Origin of the sequence: Pseudomonas sp. IAC-BECa141, from assembly GCF_020544405.1 — a bacterium.
In the GTDB taxonomy this organism is placed as follows: domain Bacteria; phylum Pseudomonadota; class Gammaproteobacteria; order Pseudomonadales; family Pseudomonadaceae; genus Aquipseudomonas.
In genome coordinates, this window is sequence record NZ_CP065410.1 from 4,172,313 (window position 1) to 4,193,306 (window position 20,994).

The following is a 20,994-nucleotide window of genomic DNA, read 5'->3' on the forward strand; positions in this document are numbered from 1 at the left end:
TTCGCGAGCAAGCTCGCTCCCACAAGTACCGAGTCGCACCACAATTTTGTGAGCACTCCATAACACTGTGGGAGCGAGCTTGCTCGCGAAGGCGGTCTTGAAGCTTACGAATATCTCAAGGCGTGCGCCGGTTCGATCTTCGCCGCCCGCCACGCTGGATAAACGGTGGCCAGGAAGCTGAGGATGAAGCCTGCCGAGCAGATCAGCAGGACATCGCCGCCCTGCAACTCCGATGGCAGGTTGCTGACGAAGTAGACGTCCGAACTGAAGATGTGCTGCCCGGTCACTCGCTCGATCCAACCCACCATCTCACTGACATTCAGCGCGGCAATCACGCCCAGAACGCCACCGATAATGGTGCCGACGATGCCGATCACCGTGCCCTGCACCATGAAGATCGCCATGATCTGGCGCGGTGTGGCGCCGATAGTGCGCAGGATCGCGATGTCGGCACCCTTGTCGTTAACCACCATGATCAGGGTCGCGATGATGTTGAAGGCTGCCACCGCGACAATCATCAGCAGCAACAGGCCAATCATGGTTTTTTCCATCTTCATCGCGCTGAACAGGCTGCCCTGGGTGTGGGTCCAGTCATCGGCCTTGAAGTCGGCGCCGAGGCCGCTGGCAATGTCCGACGAAACTTTCGGCGCGGCGTACAGATCCTTCACCGCCAGACGCACGCTCTGCACCTGATTCGGCTCCCAGTGCTGCATGGTCGCGGCGTCGGAGACGTGGATCAGGCCCATGGAACCGTCGAGTTCGGCACCGACCTTGAACACGCCGACCACGTTCAGCCGCTGCATGCGCGGGGTGATGCCGCCCGGTGTGGTGCTGACTTCCGGGACAATCAGGGTGATCTTGTCGCCGACATTGAGGCGAAAACGCCGGGCGGTGATTTCGCCGAGCACTACGCCGAACTCACCCGGTTTCAAGGCATCGAGACGGCCCTGAACGATGTGCTGGGCAACGATCGACACCTTGCCTTCCTGGGCCGGGTCGACGCCACTGATCTGGATCGGCTGCATCATGCCCTTGTAGGACAGCATGCCCTCCATCTCGGTGAACGGCACCGCAGCCGTCACTTCCGGGTTTTTCATCGCAGCGGCGGCGACTGGCTGCCAGTCATCGATCGGCTTGACGCCGACAATGGTCGCGTGAGGCACCATGCCGAGGATGCGCGAACTCATTTCGCGCTGGAAGCCGTTCATCACCGACAACACCACGATCATCGCCAGTACGCCGAGGGCGAGGCCGATCATCGAGGTCATCGAAATGAACGAAACAAAGCGATTGCGGCGCTTGGCGCGGGTATAGCGCGTGCCTATAAAGATCGATAACGGTCTGAACATTCGCTGGGGCACCGTATAAAAATAAAAGACCCGACGCCTTTTCAGGCATCGGGTTTCAACGCGTCAGATTGGCGTCAGGCAGCCTTCATTGAGGTGCAGGACGCGGTCCATCTGGCGAGCCAGGTTCATGTCGTGAGTCACCACCAGAAACGCCGTGCGCATCGAAGTGCTGAGTTCCAGCATCAGATCCTGAATGCCTTCGGCGGTATGGGAATCGAGGTTGCCGGTCGGCTCGTCGAGCATCACCAGCCCAGGATTGTTCACCAACGCCCGGGCAATGGCCACACGCTGACGTTCGCCACCGGACAGTTCCGCCGGTTTGTGTTCCAGGCGATGGCCCAGACCGACCCGCTCCAGTAACGCCGTTGCACGCTGACGGGCTTCCGGTATCGCGGTCTTGCCAATCAGCAGCGGCATGCAGACGTTTTCCAGCGCGGTAAATTCAGGCAGCAGGTGGTGGAACTGGTACACGAACCCGAGGGCGCGGTTACGCAGCAGACCACGTTTCTTCTCGCTCAGCGCCGACAGTTCTTCACCGTCGAGCCAGACACTGCCCTTGGTCGGCGTGTCGAGACCGCCCAGCAGGTTGAGCAAGGTACTTTTGCCCGAACCGGATTTGCCGACGATCGCCACCCGCTCACCCGGATGCAGTTCCAGTTGCAGGTTGGCCAGCACTTCCACCGACTCCGGGCCTTCCTCGTAGGATTTGCCCAGGTTGCGGCAGCTCAAGATTGCTTTTTCACTCATGCCCGACTCACTCATAACGTAGCGCCTCCGCCGGCTGGGTGCGCGCTGCACGCCAGGCTGGATACAGGGTGGCGAGGAAACTCAGGACCAACGCAGCGGCGCAGACCATGACCACGTCCTGGCTCTGCACCTGCGACGGCAGGTAATCGATGAAATACACATCGGCGTTGAGGAATTTGTGTCCGATCACGCCTTCGAGGGCCGAAATCGCGGCGCTGACGTTGAGCGCGGCGAAGATCCCGACCACGGCACCGATGGCCGTGCCGACCACACCGATCACCGTGCCCTGCACCATGAATGTGCGCATGATCGTGCCCGGCGTGGCGCCCAGTGTGCGCAGAATGGCGATGTCGCCCTTCTTGTCGTTCACCACCATCACCAGCGTGGAAATGATGTTGAATGCCGCCACGGCGACGATCAGCAGCAACAGCAGACCGATCATGGCTTTTTCCATGCGGATCGCCTGATACAGGTTGCCGTGGGTACGGGTCCAGTCGCGGGCGTAGTAACGGTCTTCGCCGAGGCGCTGGGCAATGTTCCACGCCTCACGCGGCGCCTGGAACAGATCGTCGAACTTGAGGCGCAGACCTTGCACCTGATCGGGCTTCCAGCGGTGCATTTTCGCCAGATCCTGCAGGTTGGTGACGCCCAGGTAACCGTCCAGCTCACCGGCGCCGACATGGAAGATGCCGACTACGGTGAAGCGCTTCATGCGCGGGAACATGCCGGCCGGGGTCACGCTGACCTCCGGCGCGACGAAGGTGACCTTGTCACCGAGGCCCACGCCGAGCTTGGTCGCGGCCTTGTCGCCGATCACGATGCCGAAGCTGCCCGGCGTCAGGTCGTCAAGTTTGCCCTGTTTCATGAAGTTGTCGATGATCGAGACGTTGCGCTCCAGCGCCGGGTCGATGGCATTGAGCAACACCTTGGACACCTGGCCGTTATTGGTCAGCAATCCCTGCATCTGGGTGAACGGCGCAACGGCCGCCACCTGCGGGTTCTGCTTGACCTTGGCGGCCAGGCTCGGCCAGTCGTTGATGGCTTCACCGGACTCGATGGTCGCGTGGGGCACCATGCCCAGCACGCGGGTGCGCATCTCATGATCGAAGCCGTTCATCACCGAAAGCACCACGATCATCACGACCACGCCAAGGGCGAGCCCGATCATCGAAGTCAGGGAAATGAATGACACAAAATGATTGCGACGCTTTGCACGGGTATAACGCGTGCCGATAAATACGAAGAGAGGTCTGAACATGTCGGGGCTTGTTCGGAGGGAAAAGGAACGTCCTTGTGGCGGGGGTCGATAACCAGCTTTACACTCAGACCACCGCCGCTACCATGGGTTCGCCATGTCGACATTAGATGAAGAAGATCGCCGCGAATACTACCGTATCGAGGACATGATCGCACTGGAAATTCGGCCCCTGTCCGCTCCCGAAGCTGCAGGCCAGGAAGTGTTGCAGGATGCTTCCCCATTGTTCAACCTGCTCAGCGAACTGCACCTGAGCGAATTCGAGTCGCAGCACCTGCTGCGCCAGATCAGTGAACGCGACCGTGCCATCTCGGCGTTCCTGAAATCCCAGAACAAACGCATCGACCTGCTCAGCCAGGTGGTCGCCCTGACCGTGCTCGGCCATATCGGCGAGCCGCAACCGGTGATCATCTCCGAGGGCGGGGTCGACTTTCAGCACCCGACCCCGATCGCCACCGGCGCTCACCTGTCGGTGAAACTGGTGCTGATGCCCCAGGCGCTTGGCCTGTTGCTGCGCGCCCGCGTCACCCATTGCGACCGCAAGGGCGACGGCTACGACGTCGGCACCGAGTTCGAACACCTGACCGACGCCCAGCGCCAGTTGCTTGCCCGCTATATCTTGCAGAAGCAGGCCCAGGAACGACGCCTGGCCCGCGAACAAAATGAATCAGGCATTTAATTAAGGAAGAACCGTGACCCTCATCTACGGCCACCGCGGCGCCAAGGGCGAAGCACCGGAAAACACCCTGACCAGTTTTCAGGAATGTCTAAAGCACGGCGTACGCCGTTGCGAACTGGATCTACACCTGTCCAAGGACGGCGAGCTGATGGTCATCCACGACCCGACCCTCAAGCGCACCACCGACCGGCGCGGCAAGGTGGCCGAGCACACCGCCGCCGATCTGGTGACCTACGACGCCCGCAAGGGCGGCCCCGGCTGGATCAAGCCGTGCCCGATTCCGACCCTGGAAGAATTGTTCGAGAAATGTGATTTCGATCACTGGCAGCTCGAAGTCAAAAGCGCTTCACGCACCCGCGCAGCCACCACCGTTCTGGCCATTCGTGAAATGGCGGTCAGGCACGGACTGCTCGACAAGGTGACGATCACCTCGAGCTCTCGGGAAGTGTTGAAGGCGGCGCTGGATCTGGTACCGGACGTGTCACGGGGCCTGGTGGCGGAATATGCCTGGCTCGACCCGCTGAAGGTCGCCGCAAACTACGGCTGCGATATTCTGGCCTTGAACTGGACGCTGTGTACGCCGGAACGCCTGCAAAAGGCGCAACGTCAAGGGCTGCATGTGTCGGTGTGGACCGTCAACGAGCCTGCGCTGATGCGCAGACTCGCCGACTTCGGCGTTGACAGCCTGATTACAGACTTTCCCGGTTTGGCCACTGCCACCCTCGGGAATTGCTGAAATCGGTCTCCCCGGCCGGCTCAGGCCACCGGCCGGAGCCCGTCAAAAAAGCCGGTTGAGGCCGTCGTACGCCGCTACCCGATAGGCTTCGGCCATGGTCGGGTAGTTGAACGTCGTGTTGACGAAGTACTTCAGGGTATTCAGTTCGCCCGGCTGGTTCATGATCGCCTGACCGATGTGCACGATCTCCGACGCCTGATAACCGAAGCAGTGAACGCCCAGCACTTCCAGGGTTTCACGGTGGAACAGGATCTTCAGCATGCCCTGCGGCTCGCCGGCGATCTGTGCACGCGCCATGCTCTTGAAGAACGCCTTGCCCACTTCGTACGGCACTTTGGCCTGGGTCAGTTCCTGCTCGTTCTTGCCGATCGAGCTGATCTCCGGAATGGTGTAGATGCCAGTCGGCACGTCATTCACGAAACGCCAGCTGCCATTGTCAACGATGCTGCCAGCGGCCGAACGGCCCTGGTCGTGGGCGGCACTGGCCAGGCTCGGCCAGCCGATCACGTCACCGGCGCCATAGATGTTCTGCACACAGGTGCGGTAGTTCTCGTCGACTTCGATCTGGCCACGGCTGTTGACCTTGACCCCGATGTTTTCCAGACCCAACTGGTCGGTATTACCGGTACGGCCGTTACACCAGAGCAAGGCGTCGGCCTTGATCTTCTTGCCGGACTTCAGGTGCAGGATCACGCCGTTGTCCACGCCTTCGACGCGGTCATACTCTTCGTTGTGACGCACGGTGATGTTGTTGTTGCTGAAGTGGTAGCTCAACGCCTGGGAGATTTCCGAGTCGAGGAAGCTCAGCAACTGACCGCGGTTGTCCACCAGCTCGACCAGCACGCCCAGACCGCTGAAGATCGAAGCGTATTCGCAACCGATCACGCCGGCGCCGTAAACGATCAGTTTGCGCGGGGTGTGGCCGAGGCTGAGGATGGTGTCGCTATCGTAGATACGCGGGTGGTGGAAATCGATGTCCGCCGGGCGATAAGGACGCGAACCGGTGGCGATGATGATGTGCTTGGCCACCAGTTTCTCGACCACGCCGTTGGCGCAGACCACTTCGATGGTTTGCTCGTCGGCGAAGCTGCCGGTACCGAAGAACACGTCGACGCGGTTACGGGCGTAGTAGCCGGTACGCGAAGCGACTTGCTTGGAGATAACTTTCTCGGCGCTTTTCAACACATCCGGGAAGGAGAACCAGCGCGGCTCGCCGATCGCACGGAACATCGGGTTGGTGTTGAACTGCATGATCTGCCGCACCGAGTGACGCAGTGCCTTGGACGGGATGGTGCCCAGGTGGGTGCAGTTGCCGCCGACCTGGCGACGGCTGTCGACCATCGCCACCTTGCGCCCTGCTTTGGCGGCGTTCATTGCCGCGCCTTCTCCCGCCGGGCCGGAACCCAGCACCACCACGTCGTAGTTGTAGACAGCCATGCGTACTCCTCAGAACAGGCCGCGGTGCCAGCAGCACCGGCGGCTAAATCACGCCGAACGACGGCGCGAAGGAACAATTGGGGGCCAGTAGAAAACCCGGACACAGTCTATAGAAGCGTCAACGCCGCGCACATTAACCCTTGGTCGCGTCGTAGGCTACTTTTGCCTGCACTACAACGCCAGCTTTCGTACTGTTCTCAGTCAACTTTTGCGTCACTGAGCCGTTCGAAAGCGTGACTGGTGCGTGTGACGAAACCTGTATCGGCACGAATCACAAAGAATGCACCAATGTCGTGTTTTTCGGCATAGTCCCAGGCCCTTTCAGACCCGAGAATCAGCAACAGCGTCGATAGTCCATCGGCCATCAGCGTTGAAGGATGAATGACCGTGACCGACGCCAGATCGTGCAGGACCGGCGCACCGGTCCGGGCATCGAAGGTGTGGGAATAGCGCCGGCCATCCTGCTGAAAATAGTTGCGATAGTCGCCGGAGGTGGACAAGCCATAGCCATCGATGTTGATGACGCGCTCTGCCACCTGCTGATCATCTCGCGGTTCTTCCAGTGCGACACGCCATGGCGAACCGTCGGGTTTCTTGCCGGACGCCTTGAGCTCGCCGGTGGCTTGCGCGAGATAGTCATGGATGCCCAGGGCTTCGAGTCGCGCAGCAATGGCATCGACCGCGTAACCGGCGGCGATGCTGTTGAAATCCACCTCGACCGCCGCGTCCTTGCACAACCGATCGCCGTCGATACGTAGATGTTGATGACCGACCCGCTGGCGAACCTCGGCCAGTGCCGCCGCGTCCGGGACTTTTTCTTCGCGCCCCTGCGGGCCGAAACCCCATAGATTCATCAGCGGCTCAACCGTGAGGTCGTAGGAGCCTTCGCTTTGCTGCGACAGCTGTTCGCCCATGCGGACCATTTCCAGGATCGGCGCGGGCATGACCTGACAGCGATCAGCCGGCAACTCATTGAAGCGCGAGATGTCGGAGTCCGCGCGATAAGTCGACATCTGCCGGTCGACATCCGCGAGGATTTTTTCCACTTCGACACGCACTTCCTGCGGGGCAGGCAGATTGGCGTGGCGCACGTACTTGATCGAGTAAGTGCTGCCCATCGTCGGGCCACCAATAGTCTCGAGGGAATCGCCGTTGCCGCAGCCGGATAAAACCCCGGCCAGCAGCACGAGAATCCCCCACCGTCCAGTTAACAATTCTTCATCTCCCCGCAAAACCGCGCCGGCCATTATGGGCTACGAGCGCAACGCTTTCTTACAAGATTTAGAGCGAGTACCTACCCATGTCTTCCACGACCGGCAAAGGCAAGGCGATTTTTCGCGTTGTCAGCGGCAACTTTCTCGAGATGTTCGACTTCATGGTCTACGGCTTCTATGCCACGGCCATTGCCAAGACCTTCTTTCCCACCGACAGTGCCTTCGCTTCCTTGATGCTTTCCCTGGCCACTTTTGGTGCCGGCTTCCTGATGCGTCCGCTGGGGGCGATTTTTCTCGGCGCCTACATCGACCGGCACGGCCGACGTCAGGGCCTGATCATCACATTGGCCCTGATGGCGGCCGGCACCGTACTGATTGCCTGCGTGCCGGGCTACGCCACCCTTGGGGTGGCCGCGCCGCTGATCGTGCTGTTCGGCCGCTTGCTGCAAGGCTTCTCGGCTGGCGTCGAATTAGGTGGCGTGTCGGTGTACCTGGCGGAAATCGCCACGCCGGGCCGCAAGGGCTTTTTCGTCAGTTGGCAGTCCGCCAGTCAGCAAGCCGCCGTGGTGTTCGCCGGCCTGCTCGGTGTAGGCCTCAACCACTGGCTGAGCCCGGAACAGATGGGCGAATGGGGCTGGCGCGTGCCGTTCCTGATCGGCTGCATGATCGTCCCGGTGATTTTCGTCATCCGTCGCTCGCTGGAGGAAACCCCGGAGTTCCAGGCGCGCAAACATCGCCCTACCCTGCAGGAAATCGTCCGTTCGATCGGTCAGAACTTTGGCATCGTCATCGCCGGCATGGCGCTGGTGGTCATGACGACGGTGTCGTTCTACCTGATCACGGCGTACACGCCGACGTTCGGCAAGGCGGAATTGCACCTGTCTGACTTCGATGCGTTGCTGGTGACCGTGTGCATCGGTCTGTCGAACTTCTTCTGGCTGCCGGTGATGGGCGCAGTGTCTGACAAGGTGGGGCGCAAACCCCTACTGTTGGCGGCGACGATTCTGGCGATCCTGACCGCTTATCCGGCGTTGTCGTGGCTGGTAGCGAACCCGAGCTTCAGCCATCTCCTGGTTGTCGAATTGTGGCTGTCGTTTCTGTACGGCTCATACAACGGGGCAATGGTGGTGGCGCTCACCGAGATCATGCCGGTAGAAGTTCGTACGACCGGTTTCTCGCTGGCCTACAGCCTGGCCACCGCAACCTTTGGTGGTTTTACGCCGGCGGCCTGCACTTATCTGATCCATGTGCTGGACAACAAGGCGGCACCGGGGATCTGGCTCAGTGGTGCAGCGGTACTGGGCCTGATCGCCACACTGGTGCTGTTCCGTGGCAACAAGCACGAATTGCGCACGGCACAAGCCGCTATCCCCCGCTAAGGCAAATCGCGCACAAACAAAAACGCCCCGACCAGAGTCGGGGCGTTTTCATTTGCGGCTAAGGCTTAGCGCGGGAACGCTGGCGGATTTACACCGGCCATGTCTTCCATCACGCGAACCACCTGGCAGCTGTAACCGAACTCGTTGTCGTACCAGACATACAGAACAACGCGGTTGTCCTGGGTAATGGTTGCCTCGGCATCCACGACACCAGCGTGACGCGAGCCCACGAAGTCAGTGGAAACCACTTCCTGCGAGCTGACGTAGTCGATCTGCTTGTGCAAATCCGAGTGCATGGCCATCTGGCGCAGGTACTCGTTGATCTCTTCGCGAGTGGTGGCCTTTTCCAGGTTCAGATTCAGAATGGCCATCGACACGTTTGGCGTAGGAACGCGAATCGCGTTACCGGTCAGCTTGCCCTTGAGCACTGGCAACGCCTTGGCAGCTGCAGTGGCAGCACCGGTTTCGGTGATTACCATGTTCAGCGGCGCGGCGCGGCCACGACGGCTGCCCTTGTGGAAGTTGTCGATCAGGTTCTGGTCGTTGGTGAACGAGTGAACGGTTTCAACGTGGCCGTTGACGATGCCGTACTGGTCGTTGACAGCCTTGAGCACCGGCACGATGGCGTTGGTGGTGCAGGACGCCGCCGAGATGATCTTGTCGTCAGGCGTGATGTCGCCATGGTTGATGCCGTGAACGATGTTCTTCAACGCGCCTTTACCCGGAGCGGTGAGAATCACGCGGGCAGCGCCCGGGCAAGCCAGGTGCTGTCCCAGACCATCGGCATCACGCCATACACCCGTGTTGTCCACGACCAGAGCGTTTTCGATGCCGTACTGGGTATAGTCGACTTCGCTCGGGCTCTTGGCGTAGATCACCTGGATCAGGTTGCCGTTGGCGGTGATGGTGTTGTTTTCTTCGTCGATGGTGATGGTGCCATCGAACGGGCCGTGAACCGAATCACGACGCAGCAGGCTGGCACGCTTGACCAGGTCGTTTTCAGAGCCCTTGCGTACCACGATGGCGCGCAGACGCAAGCCGTCGCCACCACCGGTTTTTTCGATCAGGATGCGCGCCAGCAGACGGCCGATACGACCGAAGCCGTACAGCACGACGTCAGTGCCTTTACGCGCCGAAGCGTTCTGCTGACCAACGACATCGGCCAGTTCTTCGCGAACGAATTGTTCAGCGGTGCGGCCATTGCCTTCAGCGCGGAACTTGAACGCCAACTTGCCCATATCCACCGAAGCCGCGCCGAGCTTCAGCTCGCTCATGGCCTTGAGAAGAGGGAATGTTTCGTGGACGGAGAGTTCGCTGTCGTCGGAAGAGCGGTGGCGAGCAAAGCGGTGGGCTTTGAGAATCGCGATGACAGACTGGTTGATCAGGCTGCGGCCATAGATCGAGCTCACCACGTTGTTGTTGCGGTAGAGCTGACCGATAAGCGGAATCATCGCTTCCGCGAGTGCTTCACGGTCGATCCATTCACCAAGACACTGGTCGGGCTTCTGAGTCACGGTAACCTTCCACATGTAGGGGCAGAAAAAAGGGGCTACATTATGCCGCCGAGAACCTCTCGTAGCAATGCGCGCCTGTCGCGCAATCGGTAACAAAATCCCGTCCAAAAAAATAACGCTCTGCGCCAGCCCAGTAAAACCGGGGCTTCCAGCGCAGTCAGTTTTTCGACGACTGTTAGACGATGTCTGTAACCCTCCGTAACACCTCCGACTTTTGGCACTACATAACCGTAAAAAAAGCGCTGGTTTTTATGGTTACCACTACATTTTTCCCAAACAGCGCAGATAGACGCATCCTGCAACTGACAGGCGGCACCGGACGCCGCTACAATTACCGACTTTGTCGCAACGCCTGGAGCTCAACCTTCCGTGCCTGTTCTGCGTCTACCGCTTCTCCCTGCCGCGGCAGGTAAACAGCACTGGGGCAACCTCCCCGGTGCCGCCCTGAGCCTGGCAATTGCCGAGGCTGCCAGCGCTGCCAAGCGCTTCACGCTGCTTTTGACCGCCGACAGCCAGAGTGCCGAACGGCTGGAACAGGAGCTGAGCTTCTTCGCCCCGGATTTGCCAGTGCTGCATTTCCCGGACTGGGAAACCCTGCCCTACGACCTGTTCTCGCCACACCAGGACATCATCTCCCAGCGCATTGCCAGCCTTTATAGACTGCCTGAACTGGAACATGGCGTGCTGGTGGTGCCGATCACCACCGCCCTGCATCGTCTGGCGCCGACCAAATTCCTGCTCGGCAGCAGTCTGGTGCTGGATGTCGGGCAGAAGCTCGATGTCGAGCAAATGCGCTCGCGCCTGGAAGCCAGCGGCTATCGCTACGTCGACACAGTTTACGAACACGGCGAGTTCACGGTGCGTGGCGCGTTGATCGACCTGTTCCCGATGGGCAGCAAACTGCCGTATCGCATCGATCTGTTCGACGATGAAATCGAAACCCTGCGCACCTTCGATCCGGAAACCCAGCGTTCCATCGACAAGGTCGATTCGGTCAAGCTGCTGCCGGCCAAGGAATTCCCGCTGCAGAAAGAAGCGGTCACTCGCTTCAAGGCACGCTTTCGCGAGCGTTTCGACGTCGACTTCCGTCGCTGCCCGATCTTTCAGGACCTGAGCAGCGGCATCACGCCGGCCGGCATCGAGTACTACCTGCCGCTGTTCTTCGAAGAAACCTCGACCCTGTTCGATTACTTGCCGCAGGACACTCAAGTGTTCTCGCTGCCAGGCATCGAGCAAGCGGCGGAAAATTTCTGGAACGACGTACGCAATCGTTATGAAGAGCGCCGCGTCGACCCATCGCGTCCTTTATTGCCGCCGGCCGAACTTTTCCTGCCGGTGGAAGACTGTTTCGCCCGCCTGAAGAACTGGCCGCGCGTGGTCGCCAGTCAGCAGGATGTGGAAACCGGTGCCGGCCGGGAGCGCTTCCCGGCGCAGGCATTGCCGAATCTGGCGATCGAAGCCAAGGCCACGCAACCTTTGGCCGCGCTTTCGGCATTCCTCGACGAATTCCCGGGGCGCGTGCTGTTTACCGCCGAATCCGCAGGCCGTCGCGAAGTGTTGCTGGAGTTGCTGGATCGCCTGAAGCTGCGCCCGAAAACCGTCGACAGCTGGCCGGACTTCGTTGCAAGCAAGGATCGCCTGGCGATCACCATCGCCCCGCTCGACGAAGGCTTGATGCTGGATGACCCGGCGTTGGCACTGGTCGCGGAAAGCCCGCTGTTCGGCCAACGGGTGATGCAGCGTCGTCGCCGCGAAAAACGCGCCGACGCCAACAACGATGCGGTGATCAAGAACCTCACCGAGCTGCGCGAAGGCGCGCCGGTGGTGCACATCGACCACGGTGTCGGTCGCTATCTCGGCCTGACGATTCTGGAAATCGACAATCAGGCTGCCGAATTCCTGACCCTCGAATACGCCGAGAACGCCAAGCTCTATGTGCCGGTGGCCAACCTGCATCTGATCGCCCGTTACACCGGTAGCGACGATGCGCTGGCCCCGCTGCACCGCCTCGGCTCCGAGACCTGGCAGAAAGCCAAGCGCAAGGCCGCCGAGCAAGTGCGTGACGTCGCTGCCGAATTGCTTGACATCTATGCCCGCCGCGCCGCCCGCGAAGGTTATGCCTTTGCCGACCCGAAGGCCGATTACGCGACTTTCAGCGCCGGCTTCCCGTTCGAGGAGACTCCGGACCAGCAATCCACCATCGAAGCCGTGCGTGAAGACATGCTTGCGCCGAAACCGATGGATCGCCTGGTCTGCGGCGACGTCGGTTTCGGCAAGACCGAAGTGGCCATGCGCGCCGCGTTCATCGCTGTACACGGCGGCAAACAAGTGGCGATTCTGGTGCCGACCACCCTGCTCGCCCAGCAGCATTACAACAGCTTCCGCGACCGCTTCGCCGACTGGCCGGTGACCGTGGAAGTGATGAGCCGCTTCAAGTCGGCCAAGGAAGTGAACGCTGCGGTGGCCGAGCTGGCCGAAGGCAATATCGACATCGTCATCGGCACCCACAAGTTGCTGCAGGACGACGTCAAAATCAAAAACCTCGGGCTGGTAATCATCGACGAAGAGCACCGCTTCGGTGTCCGTCAGAAGGAACAGCTCAAGGCCCTGCGCAGCGAAGTCGACATTCTTACGCTGACGGCCACGCCGATTCCGCGCACGCTGAACATGGCAGTGTCGGGTATGCGCGACCTGTCGATCATCGCCACGCCGCCGGCGCGACGCCTGTCGGTGCGCACGTTCGTCATGGAGCAGAACAAGAGCACAGTCAAAGAGGCTTTGCTGCGTGAGCTGCTGCGTGGCGGCCAGGTTTACTACCTGCACAACGACGTGAAGACCATCGAGAAGTGCGCCGCCGAACTCGCCGAACTGGTGCCGGAAGCGCGGATCGGCATCGGCCACGGGCAGATGCGCGAACGCGAACTCGAACAGGTGATGAGCGACTTCTACCACAAGCGCTTCAACGTGCTGATCGCCTCGACCATCATCGAGACCGGCATCGACGTGCCGAGCGCCAACACCATCATCATCGAGCGTGCCGACAAGTTCGGCCTGGCGCAGTTGCACCAGTTACGCGGTCGTGTTGGTCGTAGTCACCACCAGGCTTACGCCTACCTGCTGACCCCGCCACGCCAGCAAATTACCGGTGATGCGGAAAAACGTCTGGAGGCGATTGCCAATACTCAGGATCTGGGTGCCGGCTTCGTGCTGGCCACCAACGATCTGGAAATCCGTGGCGCCGGCGAATTGCTGGGCGACGGTCAGAGCGGGCAGATTCAGGCTGTCGGCTTCACGCTGTACATGGAAATGCTTGAGCGCGCAGTGAAGTCGATCCGCAAGGGCGAGCAGCCGAACCTCGATCAACCGCTCGGCGGCGGCCCGGAGGTCAACCTGCGGGTGCCGGCGCTGATTCCGGAAGATTATCTGCCGGATGTTCACGCGCGCCTGATCCTGTACAAGCGCATCGCTTCGGCCACCGACGAGGAAGGCCTGAAAGATCTGCAAGTCGAGATGATCGATCGCTTCGGTCTGCTGCCGGAGCCGACCAAGAATCTGATGCGCATCACGGCGCTGAAATTGCAGGCCGAGCAGCTGGGCATCAAGAAAGTCGATGGCGGCCCGCAAGGTGGGCGCATCGAGTTCGCGGCGCAGACGCCGGTCGACCCGATGACCCTGATCAAACTGATCCAGAGCCAGCCAAAACGCTACAAATTCGAAGGCGCCACCGTGTTCAAGTTCCAGGTGCCGATGGAGCGCCCGGAAGAGCGCTTTAATACTGTGGAGGCGCTGTTCGAGCGCCTCATCCCGAAAACTGCTTGAAGGACGCCGCATGCGCCTGTTTCGCTCATTGACCTTGCTACTGACACTTGTAGCACCGACGGCGTTTGCCGATGACCTGTATCAGGTCGAAATGATTCTGGTACGTCAGAACGCCGTGCCGGCGATAGTCAGCCGCGCCGCACCGGAAGACTGGGCAGCCGGCGCCCAACGCTTAGGCGATGACAGCAAACGCACCCCGGCATTGAACGATGTTGTGAGCAAACTCAACGCCAGCGGCGAGTACAGCGTGCTGATGCACAAAGCCTGGCAGCAGACGCTGGGCGAGACTCCAGCCAAGGTCGCAGTCAGCGAAGGTCAGGAGCAGTTCGGCCAATTCCCTATCGAAGGCACCATAGAAATGAAGCTCGGGCGCTTTACCGACGTGAACGCCGACTTCTGGGTCAACCAGATCGACGCCAACGGCATGGTCACCGCCAGCGAGCGCCTGAAACAGAACAGCCATACCAAGAACGGCCAACTCAACTACCTCGACAACGGCCACCTGGCCCTGCTGATCAAGATCACTTCACTGACGGCACCCGCGCCTCGGGAAGCGCCTGAAGTCGTTCCGGACTGATCGAAGTCCTTATGCCCCCGCCCCTGAGTAAACCGCTGGCCTCCTCCTGGGTCAGCCGATTCAAGGAACAGAGCCTGGAGCGTGGCCGCCGCTACGCGCTGGAAAACCGGGTGCGATTCGTGCAGGTCGGCGACGCGACCATCACCGCCAGTTGCGAAGGCTCTGGCGGTAACGTCTACCGTCAGACGATTCACCTGCGTGAGTCGGCCAAAGGCACCCTGCTGATGGTCGACGCGACCTGCACCTGCCCGGTACACAGCAACTGCAAACATTGCGCGGCGGTGTTGCTGCAAGTGCAGGAAACCCTCGAATACCCCGCCGCCGCCAAAGACGCCGAACTGCTGGAAAAACTCCAGGCCGTGCTGGAAAACCGCAGCCCGAAGGCACCGCCGCAAGTGCTGGTGGATAACGTGCAACCGGTGCCACGCCTGTGGCTGGCGAGTGTCGAGTTCAGCGCGTTCGAACCACGCAACGGCAAGATGCAGCGCTACATCCAGCATCGCGCAGCGCTGTCCTTCAGTTACCTCGACGAATACGTCAGCGGCCAGAAGAACAGCGACATCCTGATTCGCCAGGAAGCCCAGACCCTGCGGGTGAAACGCCATCCGGACATTGAACAAAGCTACCGCGAGCAGCTGCGAATCCTCGGCTTTCGCATCGCCACCCGGCAGAGCAAGGCTCTGCCGGAAAGCGCCGGCGAACTTTATGAGATGGTCAACGACAGCGCCTGGCTGACGTTCACTCTCAATGATCTGCCGAAGCTGCGCACCCAGGGCTGGGAGCTGTTGGTCGACGATGAGTTCGGCTTCGACCTGACCGCCGTCGACGACTGGTACGCCACCGTCGAGCAGGCGCCGGAGCGGGACTGGTTCGATCTGGAGCTGGGAATCATCGTCAACGGTGAGCGCCTGAGCCTGCTGCCGATCTTGCTCAACCTGATGCGCTCGCATACGGAAATCCTCAATCCGGAACGTCTCGCCCGCCGTCGCGACGATGAACTGATTCTGGTGAACATCCCGCAACGCAACAGCGAGCATGGACCGCTGCAAGTCGCCCTGCCCCTCGGCCGGCTTAAGCCGGTGCTGGCGACCCTTGGCGAGTTCTATTTGCAGGAACCGGGCGAAACCACCCTGCGCCTGAGCAAGGCCGACGCCACGCGCCTGAATTCGCTGGAAGGCATTCCGCTGCTGTGGGAGGGTGGCGAGCAGATTCGCAGCTTCGCCCAGCGCTTGCGTGACATCCGCGATTACAGCGCCAAGCCACCCAAGGGGCTGAATGCGACACTGCGTCCTTATCAGGTCGAAGGCTTGAGCTGGATGCAGTCGCTGCGGCAACTGGAAGTCGGCGGGATTCTCGCGGATGACATGGGACTGGGCAAAACCCTACAGACTCTGGCGCACATTCTCAGCGAGAAGAACGCCGGGCGCCTGGATCGGCCGTGCATGGTGGTGATGCCTACCAGCCTGATTCCCAACTGGCTGGACGAAGCGGCGCACTTCACGCCGCAGCTCAAGGTTGTCGCCCTGTACGGTGCCAGCCGTAAAAAGCATTTCGAGCATCTGGCCGAATACGACCTGATCCTCACGACCTATGCATTGCTGCCCAAGGATGTCGAACGCCTGGCGCAACAGCCGCTGCATGTACTGGTGCTGGATGAAGCGCAGTACATCAAGAACCCGAACAGCAAAGCCGCGCAGGCAGCCCGAGAATTGAACGCTCGTCAGCGCCTGTGCCTGAGCGGGACGCCGCTGGAAAATCACCTGGGCGAACTGTGGTCGCTGTTTCACTTTCTGCTGCCTGGCTGGCTCGGCGACGTCAAAAGCTTCAACGCCGATTACCGCGTGCCGATCGAAAAGCGCGCGAGCGAAGTCAGACTTCAGCACCTCAACGGTCGGATCAAACCGTTCCTGTTGCGCCGCACCAAGGAACAGGTCGCGACCGAGTTGCCGCCAAAAACCGAGATCATCCATTGGGTCGAGCTCAACGAGGCTCAGCGCGACGTGTACGAAACCATGCGTCTGGCCATGGACAAGAAGGTGCGCGACGAGATCACCCGCAAAGGCGTGGCGCGCAGTCAGATCATCATTCTGGAAGCACTGCTCAAACTCCGGCAGGTCTGCTGCGATTTGCGCCTGGTCAACGACGCCACCCTGCCCGCTCGCGGCAGCACCTCGGGCAAGCTCGACAGCCTGATGGAGATGCTTGAGGAATTGTTTGAGGAAGGCCGGCGGATTCTGCTGTTTTCGCAGTTCACTTCGATGCTGTCATTGATTGAGGACGAGCTGAAAAAACGCAATATCTCCTATGCGCTGCTGACGGGACAGACCCGGGATCGGCGCACACCAGTGAAGGAATTCCAGAGCGGCAAGCGTCAGATCTTTCTCATCAGCCTGAAGGCTGGCGGTGTGGGTCTGAACCTGACGGAAGCGGACACGGTGATTCATTACGATCCGTGGTGGAACCCGGCGACCGAGAATCAGGCAACTGACCGCGCGTATCGCATTGGCCAGGAGAAACCGGTGTTCGTCTACAAGATGATTGCCCGAGGCACGGTCGAGGAGAAAATTCAGCATCTGCAGCGGGAAAAATCCGACCTGGCGGCTGGCGTGCTGGACGGGCGAAAGGCCGGGGACTGGAAGTTGCAGAGTGATGATATCGAGGCGCTGTTTGCGCCGTTGCCGGACAAGTTCGACAAGCGCTGAGATCCATGTCGGCTTGCAGATCGATTCGCGGGCAAGCCCGCTCCCACAGAGATAGCGCTCAACCTGTGGGAGCGGGCTTGCCCGCAAATGACTCGACTCGGTTTTGAGCCCGAATCAGCCCTTGAGCACCCGCGCCAACGTCGACTTCACCTTGCCCATGCCGTCGTGCAACGCCTGTTCGATTTCAGCCATGGTAATCACTTCAGTGGTCTTGCCCGCTGCCGGATTCACCACCAGCGACAAGCAGGCGTAATCCAGATCCAGTTCGCGAGCCAGCGCCGCTTCCGGCATGCCGGTCATGCCGACGATGTCACAGCCGTCACGCTCCAGTCGTACGATCTCGGCCACGGTTTCCAGACGCGGGCCCTGAGTGCAGGCGTAAACGCCTTGATCGCTGTACTCGCAACCTTCGGCAGCCAATGCAGCAATCAGTTGCTGACGCAGCGGTTCGCTGTAGGGAAAGCTGAAGTCGATGTGTGTGACATGTTCCAGGTCATCAGCGAAATAGGTGTGCTCACGACCACTGGTGTAGTCCACGATCTGATGCGGTACGCAGAAATGTCCGGTGCCCATTGCAGGATGAATCCCGCCCACGGCATTGACCGCGATGATCGCCTCGGCCCCGGCCTGCTTCAACGCCCACAGGTTGGCGCGGTAATTGACTTTGTGTGGTGGAAAGCGATGCGGATGGCCGTGGCGAGCGAGGAACAGCACTTCCTTGCCGGCGTATTCACCAATCTGAACCTCGGCCGATGGCGCACCATAAGGCGTATCCACCGCCAGCGACTGACGAATGCTCAGGCCTTCCAGCTGGGTCAGGCCAGTGCCGCCGATGATTGCGTAAACCGTCATAGCGAAAAAATCCTTAATCGATCAGTTGAGCGTCTTTGAGCGCGCCGACAGCGGTCAGCCAGCGCGGATCCTGACGGTATTCGGTGCTGGCGAACGCCTGACCGCGCATGCGCGCGATACGCGGCGACGGCTTGACCTTCATGCGCTGCGCGGCGCTAAGGGCCAGCTCGGCGGCCGCGCGGTCATTGCAAACCAGACCCATGTCGCAACCGGCACTCAGCGCCGCCTCGATACGACTGGCAGCATCGCCGACCACATGCGCGCCAGCCATCGACAGATCATCGCTAAAGATCACGCCGTCGAACTGCAACTCGCCACGCAGGATGTCCTGCAACCAGCGCCGGGAGAATCCGGCGGGCTGTGCGTCGACTTGCGGGTAAATAACGTGGGCCGGCATGACGGCGGCCAAATGCTTGCTGAGCCTGGCGAACGGCACGAGGTCGTTGGCGCGGATCTCTTCAAGACTACGCTCGTCGTTGGGGATTGCGACGTGGGAATCGGCTTCCGCCCAGCCATGGCCGGGAAAATGCTTGCCGGTGGCGGCCATGCCGGCGCTGTTCATGCCTTTTATAAACGCACCGGCGAGCAGCGCGGCACGCTCCGGATCGCCTTCGAATGAACGGGTACCGACGACGGCACTGCGCTGGTAATCCAGATCCAGCACCGGCGCGAAGCTCAAGTCGAGGCCAACGGCCAGAACCTCAGTAGCCATGATCCAGCCGCATTGCTCGGCCAGGTATTCGGCATTTGGATTGTCAGCGATGGCGCGCATGGCCGGCAGGCGTACGAAGCCCTGACGCAGACGCTGGACGCGACCGCCTTCCTGATCCACCGCCAATAGCAAGTCCGGACGAATGGCACGGATTGCGGCGCTCAGCTCGCGCACCTGGCGCGGATGCTCGATATTGCGGGCAAAAATGATCAAGCCGCCCACTTCGGGCTGGCGCAACAATTGGCGATCTTCGGCCGTCAGCCAGGTACCGGCGACGTCCACCATCAACGAGCCTTGCAGGCCAGCAGTCATAGAAATTCCTTGAAAACGAAAAACCCGTCTCCCACAAAATCACCGCCAGAGGCATGGCCCGGCGGATCGGTGATTTCAATGAGAAACGGGTTCAGGACGAGAGTCGACATGGGCGGCTAGCTTAGCGGATGTCAGCTGCCGCGCCCACCCATGGACGGTTAAACCTTGGCAGGTGTCGGCGCAGACTTGCTGCGTGGTCGCAACTGCGCGGTAGCCATTGCAGTGTCAGTGACGCCGGTTTCGGCACGCATGCCGGCTGCCAGGAACGGCACCATCAGACGCATCACCTGCTCGATGGAAGTGTTGACACCGAAATCGGTCTCGGCAATCGCGCGCAAGGCCTTGATCCCCGACATGCTGAATGCTGCGGCACCGAGCATGAAGTGCACGCGCCAGAACAGTTCGATCGGAGGAATACGCGGGGCAGCTTCGTTTACCAGCAACATGTAGCGACGGAAAACCTTTCCGTACATGTCTTCCAGATACCGACGCAAGTGGCCTTGACTCTGACTGAATGCAAGCCCCAGCAAACGCATGAAAATCGACAGATCGTTGCCGCTGCGTGGCTGTACCACCAGTGCTTGCTCGACGAGGATTTCCAGCAGCTCTTCGAGCGAAGGCTTGTTCTCTGGCTTGGCCTGGCGGCGTTCCAGCTCTTTGTCGAGGCTGATGCAGAACGGACCGAGGAAGCGCGAGAAAACCGCCTGAATCAGCGCCTTCTTCGACCCAAAGTGATAGTTCACCGCAGCGAGGTTGACCCCTGCCTTGCTGGTGATCAGACGCAATGAGGTTTCAGCGAAACCTTTTTCCGCGAACAGCTGTTCTGCAGCATCAAGAATGCGTTCAACGGTTTCCGACTGGGCCATGGCTACTCCGCCTGACAAACACTTGTTTGAAACATACGTTTCAGCCTATGCCTTGTCAAGCCTGCCAGTTCGTTTTGGGAATGGTCGGTCAGATATTTAACCACAACAAGGACGCCACATTAATCAGCGTCGTCACTGACCGTCCGGCGGCATGGCAAAAAAGGATCATTGCCAAGCCCGCTTCACTGTATATAATCCCAGTCACTGTATAAAAAGACAGAGCGATCAATATGCTTAAGCTGACGCCACGCCAAGCCGAGATTCTGGCCTTTATCAAACGCTGCCTCGAAGACAACGGCTACCCGCCGACCCGCGCGGAAATCGCTCAGGAACTGGGTTTCAAATCGCCGAACGCGGCAGAAGAGCACCTCAAGGCGCTCGCCCGCAAAGGCGCGATCGAGATGACACCAGGCGCCTCTCGCGGTATTCGCATTCCCGGCTTCGAAGCCAAGGTCGACGAATCCACCCTGCCGATCATCGGCCGAGTGGCTGCCGGTGCGCCGATTCTTGCCCAGCAACACATCGAAGAATCCTGCAACATCAATCCGGCCTTCTTTCATCCGCGCGCCGACTATCTGTTGCGCGTCCATGGCATGAGCATGAAGGACATCGGCATTTTCGACGGTGACCTGCTGGCGGTTCACACCACCCGCGAGGCACGCAACGGTCAGATCGTGGTTGCACGGATCGGCGACGAAGTCACCGTCAAACGCTTCAAGCGTGACGGCAGCAAAGTCTGGCTGATTGCCGAAAACCCCGAGTTTGCCCCTATCGAAGTCAACCTGAAAGACCAGGAACTGGTCATCGAAGGCTTGAGTGTCGGCGTCATCCGCCGCTAAAGGAG

At 60.3% G+C, this 20,994-nt stretch carries 16 protein-coding genes; 7 read left to right on the forward strand and 9 right to left on the reverse strand.

What is annotated here, in order from left to right:
* Positions 1-104 precede the first annotated feature (104 nt).
* The 3 genes from I5961_RS19050 to I5961_RS19060 all read right to left on the reverse strand — a co-directional run bounded on the left by I5961_RS19050 (position 105) and on the right by I5961_RS19060 (position 3,354).
* The gene (locus tag I5961_RS19050) at positions 105-1,349 is read right to left on the reverse strand and encodes a lipoprotein-releasing ABC transporter permease subunit (RefSeq protein WP_227233062.1); all 1,245 of its coding nucleotides are present in this window, start codon (positions 1,347-1,349) and stop codon (positions 105-107) included.
* Between the two features lie 63 nt (positions 1,350-1,412).
* Positions 1,413-2,096, reverse strand: a complete 684-nt coding sequence (gene lolD / locus I5961_RS19055) for a lipoprotein-releasing ABC transporter ATP-binding protein LolD (RefSeq protein ID WP_170929775.1) — start codon at positions 2,094-2,096, stop codon at positions 1,413-1,415.
* Positions 2,097-2,103: 7 nt separating this feature from the next.
* Entirely contained in the window at positions 2,104-3,354 is a 1,251-nt protein-coding gene (locus I5961_RS19060; RefSeq protein WP_007953013.1) for a lipoprotein-releasing ABC transporter permease subunit, read from the reverse strand.
* A 94-nt stretch (positions 3,355-3,448) separates the two neighbouring features.
* On the opposite strand from I5961_RS19060, the gene I5961_RS19065 reads away from it, so the two are divergent.
* Positions 3,449-4,030: a PilZ domain-containing protein gene (locus tag I5961_RS19065; RefSeq protein ID WP_085704564.1), complete on the forward strand. Its 582-nt coding sequence runs from the start codon at positions 3,449-3,451 to the stop codon at positions 4,028-4,030.
* 13 nt (positions 4,031-4,043) lie between these two features.
* A complete protein-coding gene (locus I5961_RS19070; RefSeq protein WP_227233063.1) occupies positions 4,044-4,766 on the forward strand; it encodes a glycerophosphodiester phosphodiesterase in 723 nt (240 codons plus the stop codon).
* Positions 4,767-4,808: 42 nt separating this feature from the next.
* On the opposite strand, the gene sthA is transcribed toward I5961_RS19070, so the two are convergent.
* Both sthA and I5961_RS19080 read right to left on the reverse strand, forming a co-directional pair.
* On the reverse strand, positions 4,809-6,203 hold the full coding sequence (sthA, locus tag I5961_RS19075) for a Si-specific NAD(P)(+) transhydrogenase (RefSeq protein ID WP_007953019.1): 1,395 nt from the start codon (positions 6,201-6,203) through the stop codon (positions 4,809-4,811).
* A 197-nt stretch (positions 6,204-6,400) separates the two neighbouring features.
* A complete protein-coding gene (locus I5961_RS19080) occupies positions 6,401-7,450 on the reverse strand; it encodes an FAD:protein FMN transferase (protein ID WP_227233064.1) in 1,050 nt (349 codons plus the stop codon).
* Between the two features lie 53 nt (positions 7,451-7,503).
* On the opposite strand from I5961_RS19080, the gene I5961_RS19085 reads away from it, so the two are divergent.
* The gene (locus tag I5961_RS19085; RefSeq protein ID WP_085704560.1) at positions 7,504-8,796 is read left to right on the forward strand and encodes an MFS transporter; all 1,293 of its coding nucleotides are present in this window, start codon (positions 7,504-7,506) and stop codon (positions 8,794-8,796) included.
* A gap of 65 nt (positions 8,797-8,861) precedes the next feature.
* Here I5961_RS19085 and I5961_RS19090 read toward each other — a convergent pair whose 3' ends face one another.
* On the reverse strand, positions 8,862-10,325 hold the full coding sequence (locus I5961_RS19090) for a glyceraldehyde-3-phosphate dehydrogenase (RefSeq protein WP_085700501.1): 1,464 nt from the start codon (positions 10,323-10,325) through the stop codon (positions 8,862-8,864).
* Between the two features lie 354 nt (positions 10,326-10,679).
* Here I5961_RS19090 and mfd point away from each other — a divergent pair, with 354 nt between their 5' ends.
* The 3 genes from mfd to I5961_RS19105 are packed head-to-tail and all read left to right on the forward strand — an operon-like array spanning position 10,680 to position 17,408.
* Complete coding sequence (gene mfd, locus I5961_RS19095) at positions 10,680-14,129, forward strand: transcription-repair coupling factor (RefSeq protein WP_085700502.1); 3,450 nt, start codon at positions 10,680-10,682, stop codon at positions 14,127-14,129.
* A gap of 10 nt (positions 14,130-14,139) precedes the next feature.
* On the forward strand, positions 14,140-14,706 hold the full coding sequence (locus tag I5961_RS19100; RefSeq protein ID WP_085700503.1) for a CsiV family protein: 567 nt from the start codon (positions 14,140-14,142) through the stop codon (positions 14,704-14,706).
* Positions 14,707-14,717: 11 nt separating this feature from the next.
* The gene (locus tag I5961_RS19105) at positions 14,718-17,408 is read left to right on the forward strand and encodes a DEAD/DEAH box helicase (protein ID WP_227233065.1); all 2,691 of its coding nucleotides are present in this window, start codon (positions 14,718-14,720) and stop codon (positions 17,406-17,408) included.
* Positions 17,409-17,522: 114 nt separating this feature from the next.
* Here I5961_RS19105 and I5961_RS19110 read toward each other — a convergent pair whose 3' ends face one another.
* The 3 genes from I5961_RS19110 to I5961_RS19120 all read right to left on the reverse strand — a co-directional run bounded on the left by I5961_RS19110 (position 17,523) and on the right by I5961_RS19120 (position 20,150).
* Positions 17,523-18,260: an S-methyl-5'-thioinosine phosphorylase gene (locus I5961_RS19110; protein ID WP_007953033.1), complete on the reverse strand. Its 738-nt coding sequence runs from the start codon at positions 18,258-18,260 to the stop codon at positions 17,523-17,525.
* Between the two features lie 13 nt (positions 18,261-18,273).
* Entirely contained in the window at positions 18,274-19,284 is a 1,011-nt protein-coding gene (gene nagZ / locus I5961_RS19115) for a beta-N-acetylhexosaminidase (protein ID WP_227233066.1), read from the reverse strand.
* Between the two features lie 158 nt (positions 19,285-19,442).
* Positions 19,443-20,150 carry a TetR/AcrR family transcriptional regulator gene (locus tag I5961_RS19120; protein WP_085686822.1) on the reverse strand — a complete coding sequence of 236 codons (708 nt, stop codon included), beginning with the start codon at positions 20,148-20,150 and terminating at the stop codon, positions 19,443-19,445.
* Between the two features lie 230 nt (positions 20,151-20,380).
* Between I5961_RS19120 and lexA the strand changes: the two genes are divergently transcribed.
* Positions 20,381-20,989 (forward strand): transcriptional repressor LexA, encoded by a 609-nt coding sequence (lexA, locus tag I5961_RS19125; protein ID WP_007953044.1) that lies wholly within the window; start codon positions 20,381-20,383, stop codon positions 20,987-20,989.
* Positions 20,990-20,994: the final 5 nt, after the last annotated feature.

Coding starts and splice junctions, on each gene's coding strand:
- I5961_RS19050 (WP_227233062.1), bottom strand. CDS start 1,349: ATGTTCAGACCGTTATCGATCTTTATAGGCACGCGCTATACCCGCGCC.
- lolD (WP_170929775.1), bottom strand. CDS start 2,096: ATGAGTGAAAAAGCAATCTTGAGCTGCCGCAACCTGGGCAAATCCTAC.
- I5961_RS19060 (WP_007953013.1), bottom strand. CDS start 3,354: ATGTTCAGACCTCTCTTCGTATTTATCGGCACGCGTTATACCCGTGCA.
- I5961_RS19065 (WP_085704564.1), top strand. CDS start 3,449: ATGTCGACATTAGATGAAGAAGATCGCCGCGAATACTACCGTATCGAG.
- sthA (WP_007953019.1), bottom strand. CDS start 6,203: ATGGCTGTCTACAACTACGACGTGGTGGTGCTGGGTTCCGGCCCGGCG.
- I5961_RS19080 (WP_227233064.1), bottom strand. CDS start 7,450: ATGGCCGGCGCGGTTTTGCGGGGAGATGAAGAATTGTTAACTGGACGG.
- I5961_RS19085 (WP_085704560.1), top strand. CDS start 7,504: ATGTCTTCCACGACCGGCAAAGGCAAGGCGATTTTTCGCGTTGTCAGC.
- I5961_RS19090 (WP_085700501.1), bottom strand. CDS start 10,325: ATGTGGAAGGTTACCGTGACTCAGAAGCCCGACCAGTGTCTTGGTGAA.
- I5961_RS19100 (WP_085700503.1), top strand. CDS start 14,140: ATGCGCCTGTTTCGCTCATTGACCTTGCTACTGACACTTGTAGCACCG.
- I5961_RS19105 (WP_227233065.1), top strand. CDS start 14,718: ATGCCCCCGCCCCTGAGTAAACCGCTGGCCTCCTCCTGGGTCAGCCGA.
- I5961_RS19110 (WP_007953033.1), bottom strand. CDS start 18,260: ATGACGGTTTACGCAATCATCGGCGGCACTGGCCTGACCCAGCTGGAA.
- nagZ (WP_227233066.1), bottom strand. CDS start 19,284: ATGACTGCTGGCCTGCAAGGCTCGTTGATGGTGGACGTCGCCGGTACC.
- I5961_RS19120 (WP_085686822.1), bottom strand. CDS start 20,150: ATGGCCCAGTCGGAAACCGTTGAACGCATTCTTGATGCTGCAGAACAG.
- lexA (WP_007953044.1), top strand. CDS start 20,381: ATGCTTAAGCTGACGCCACGCCAAGCCGAGATTCTGGCCTTTATCAAA.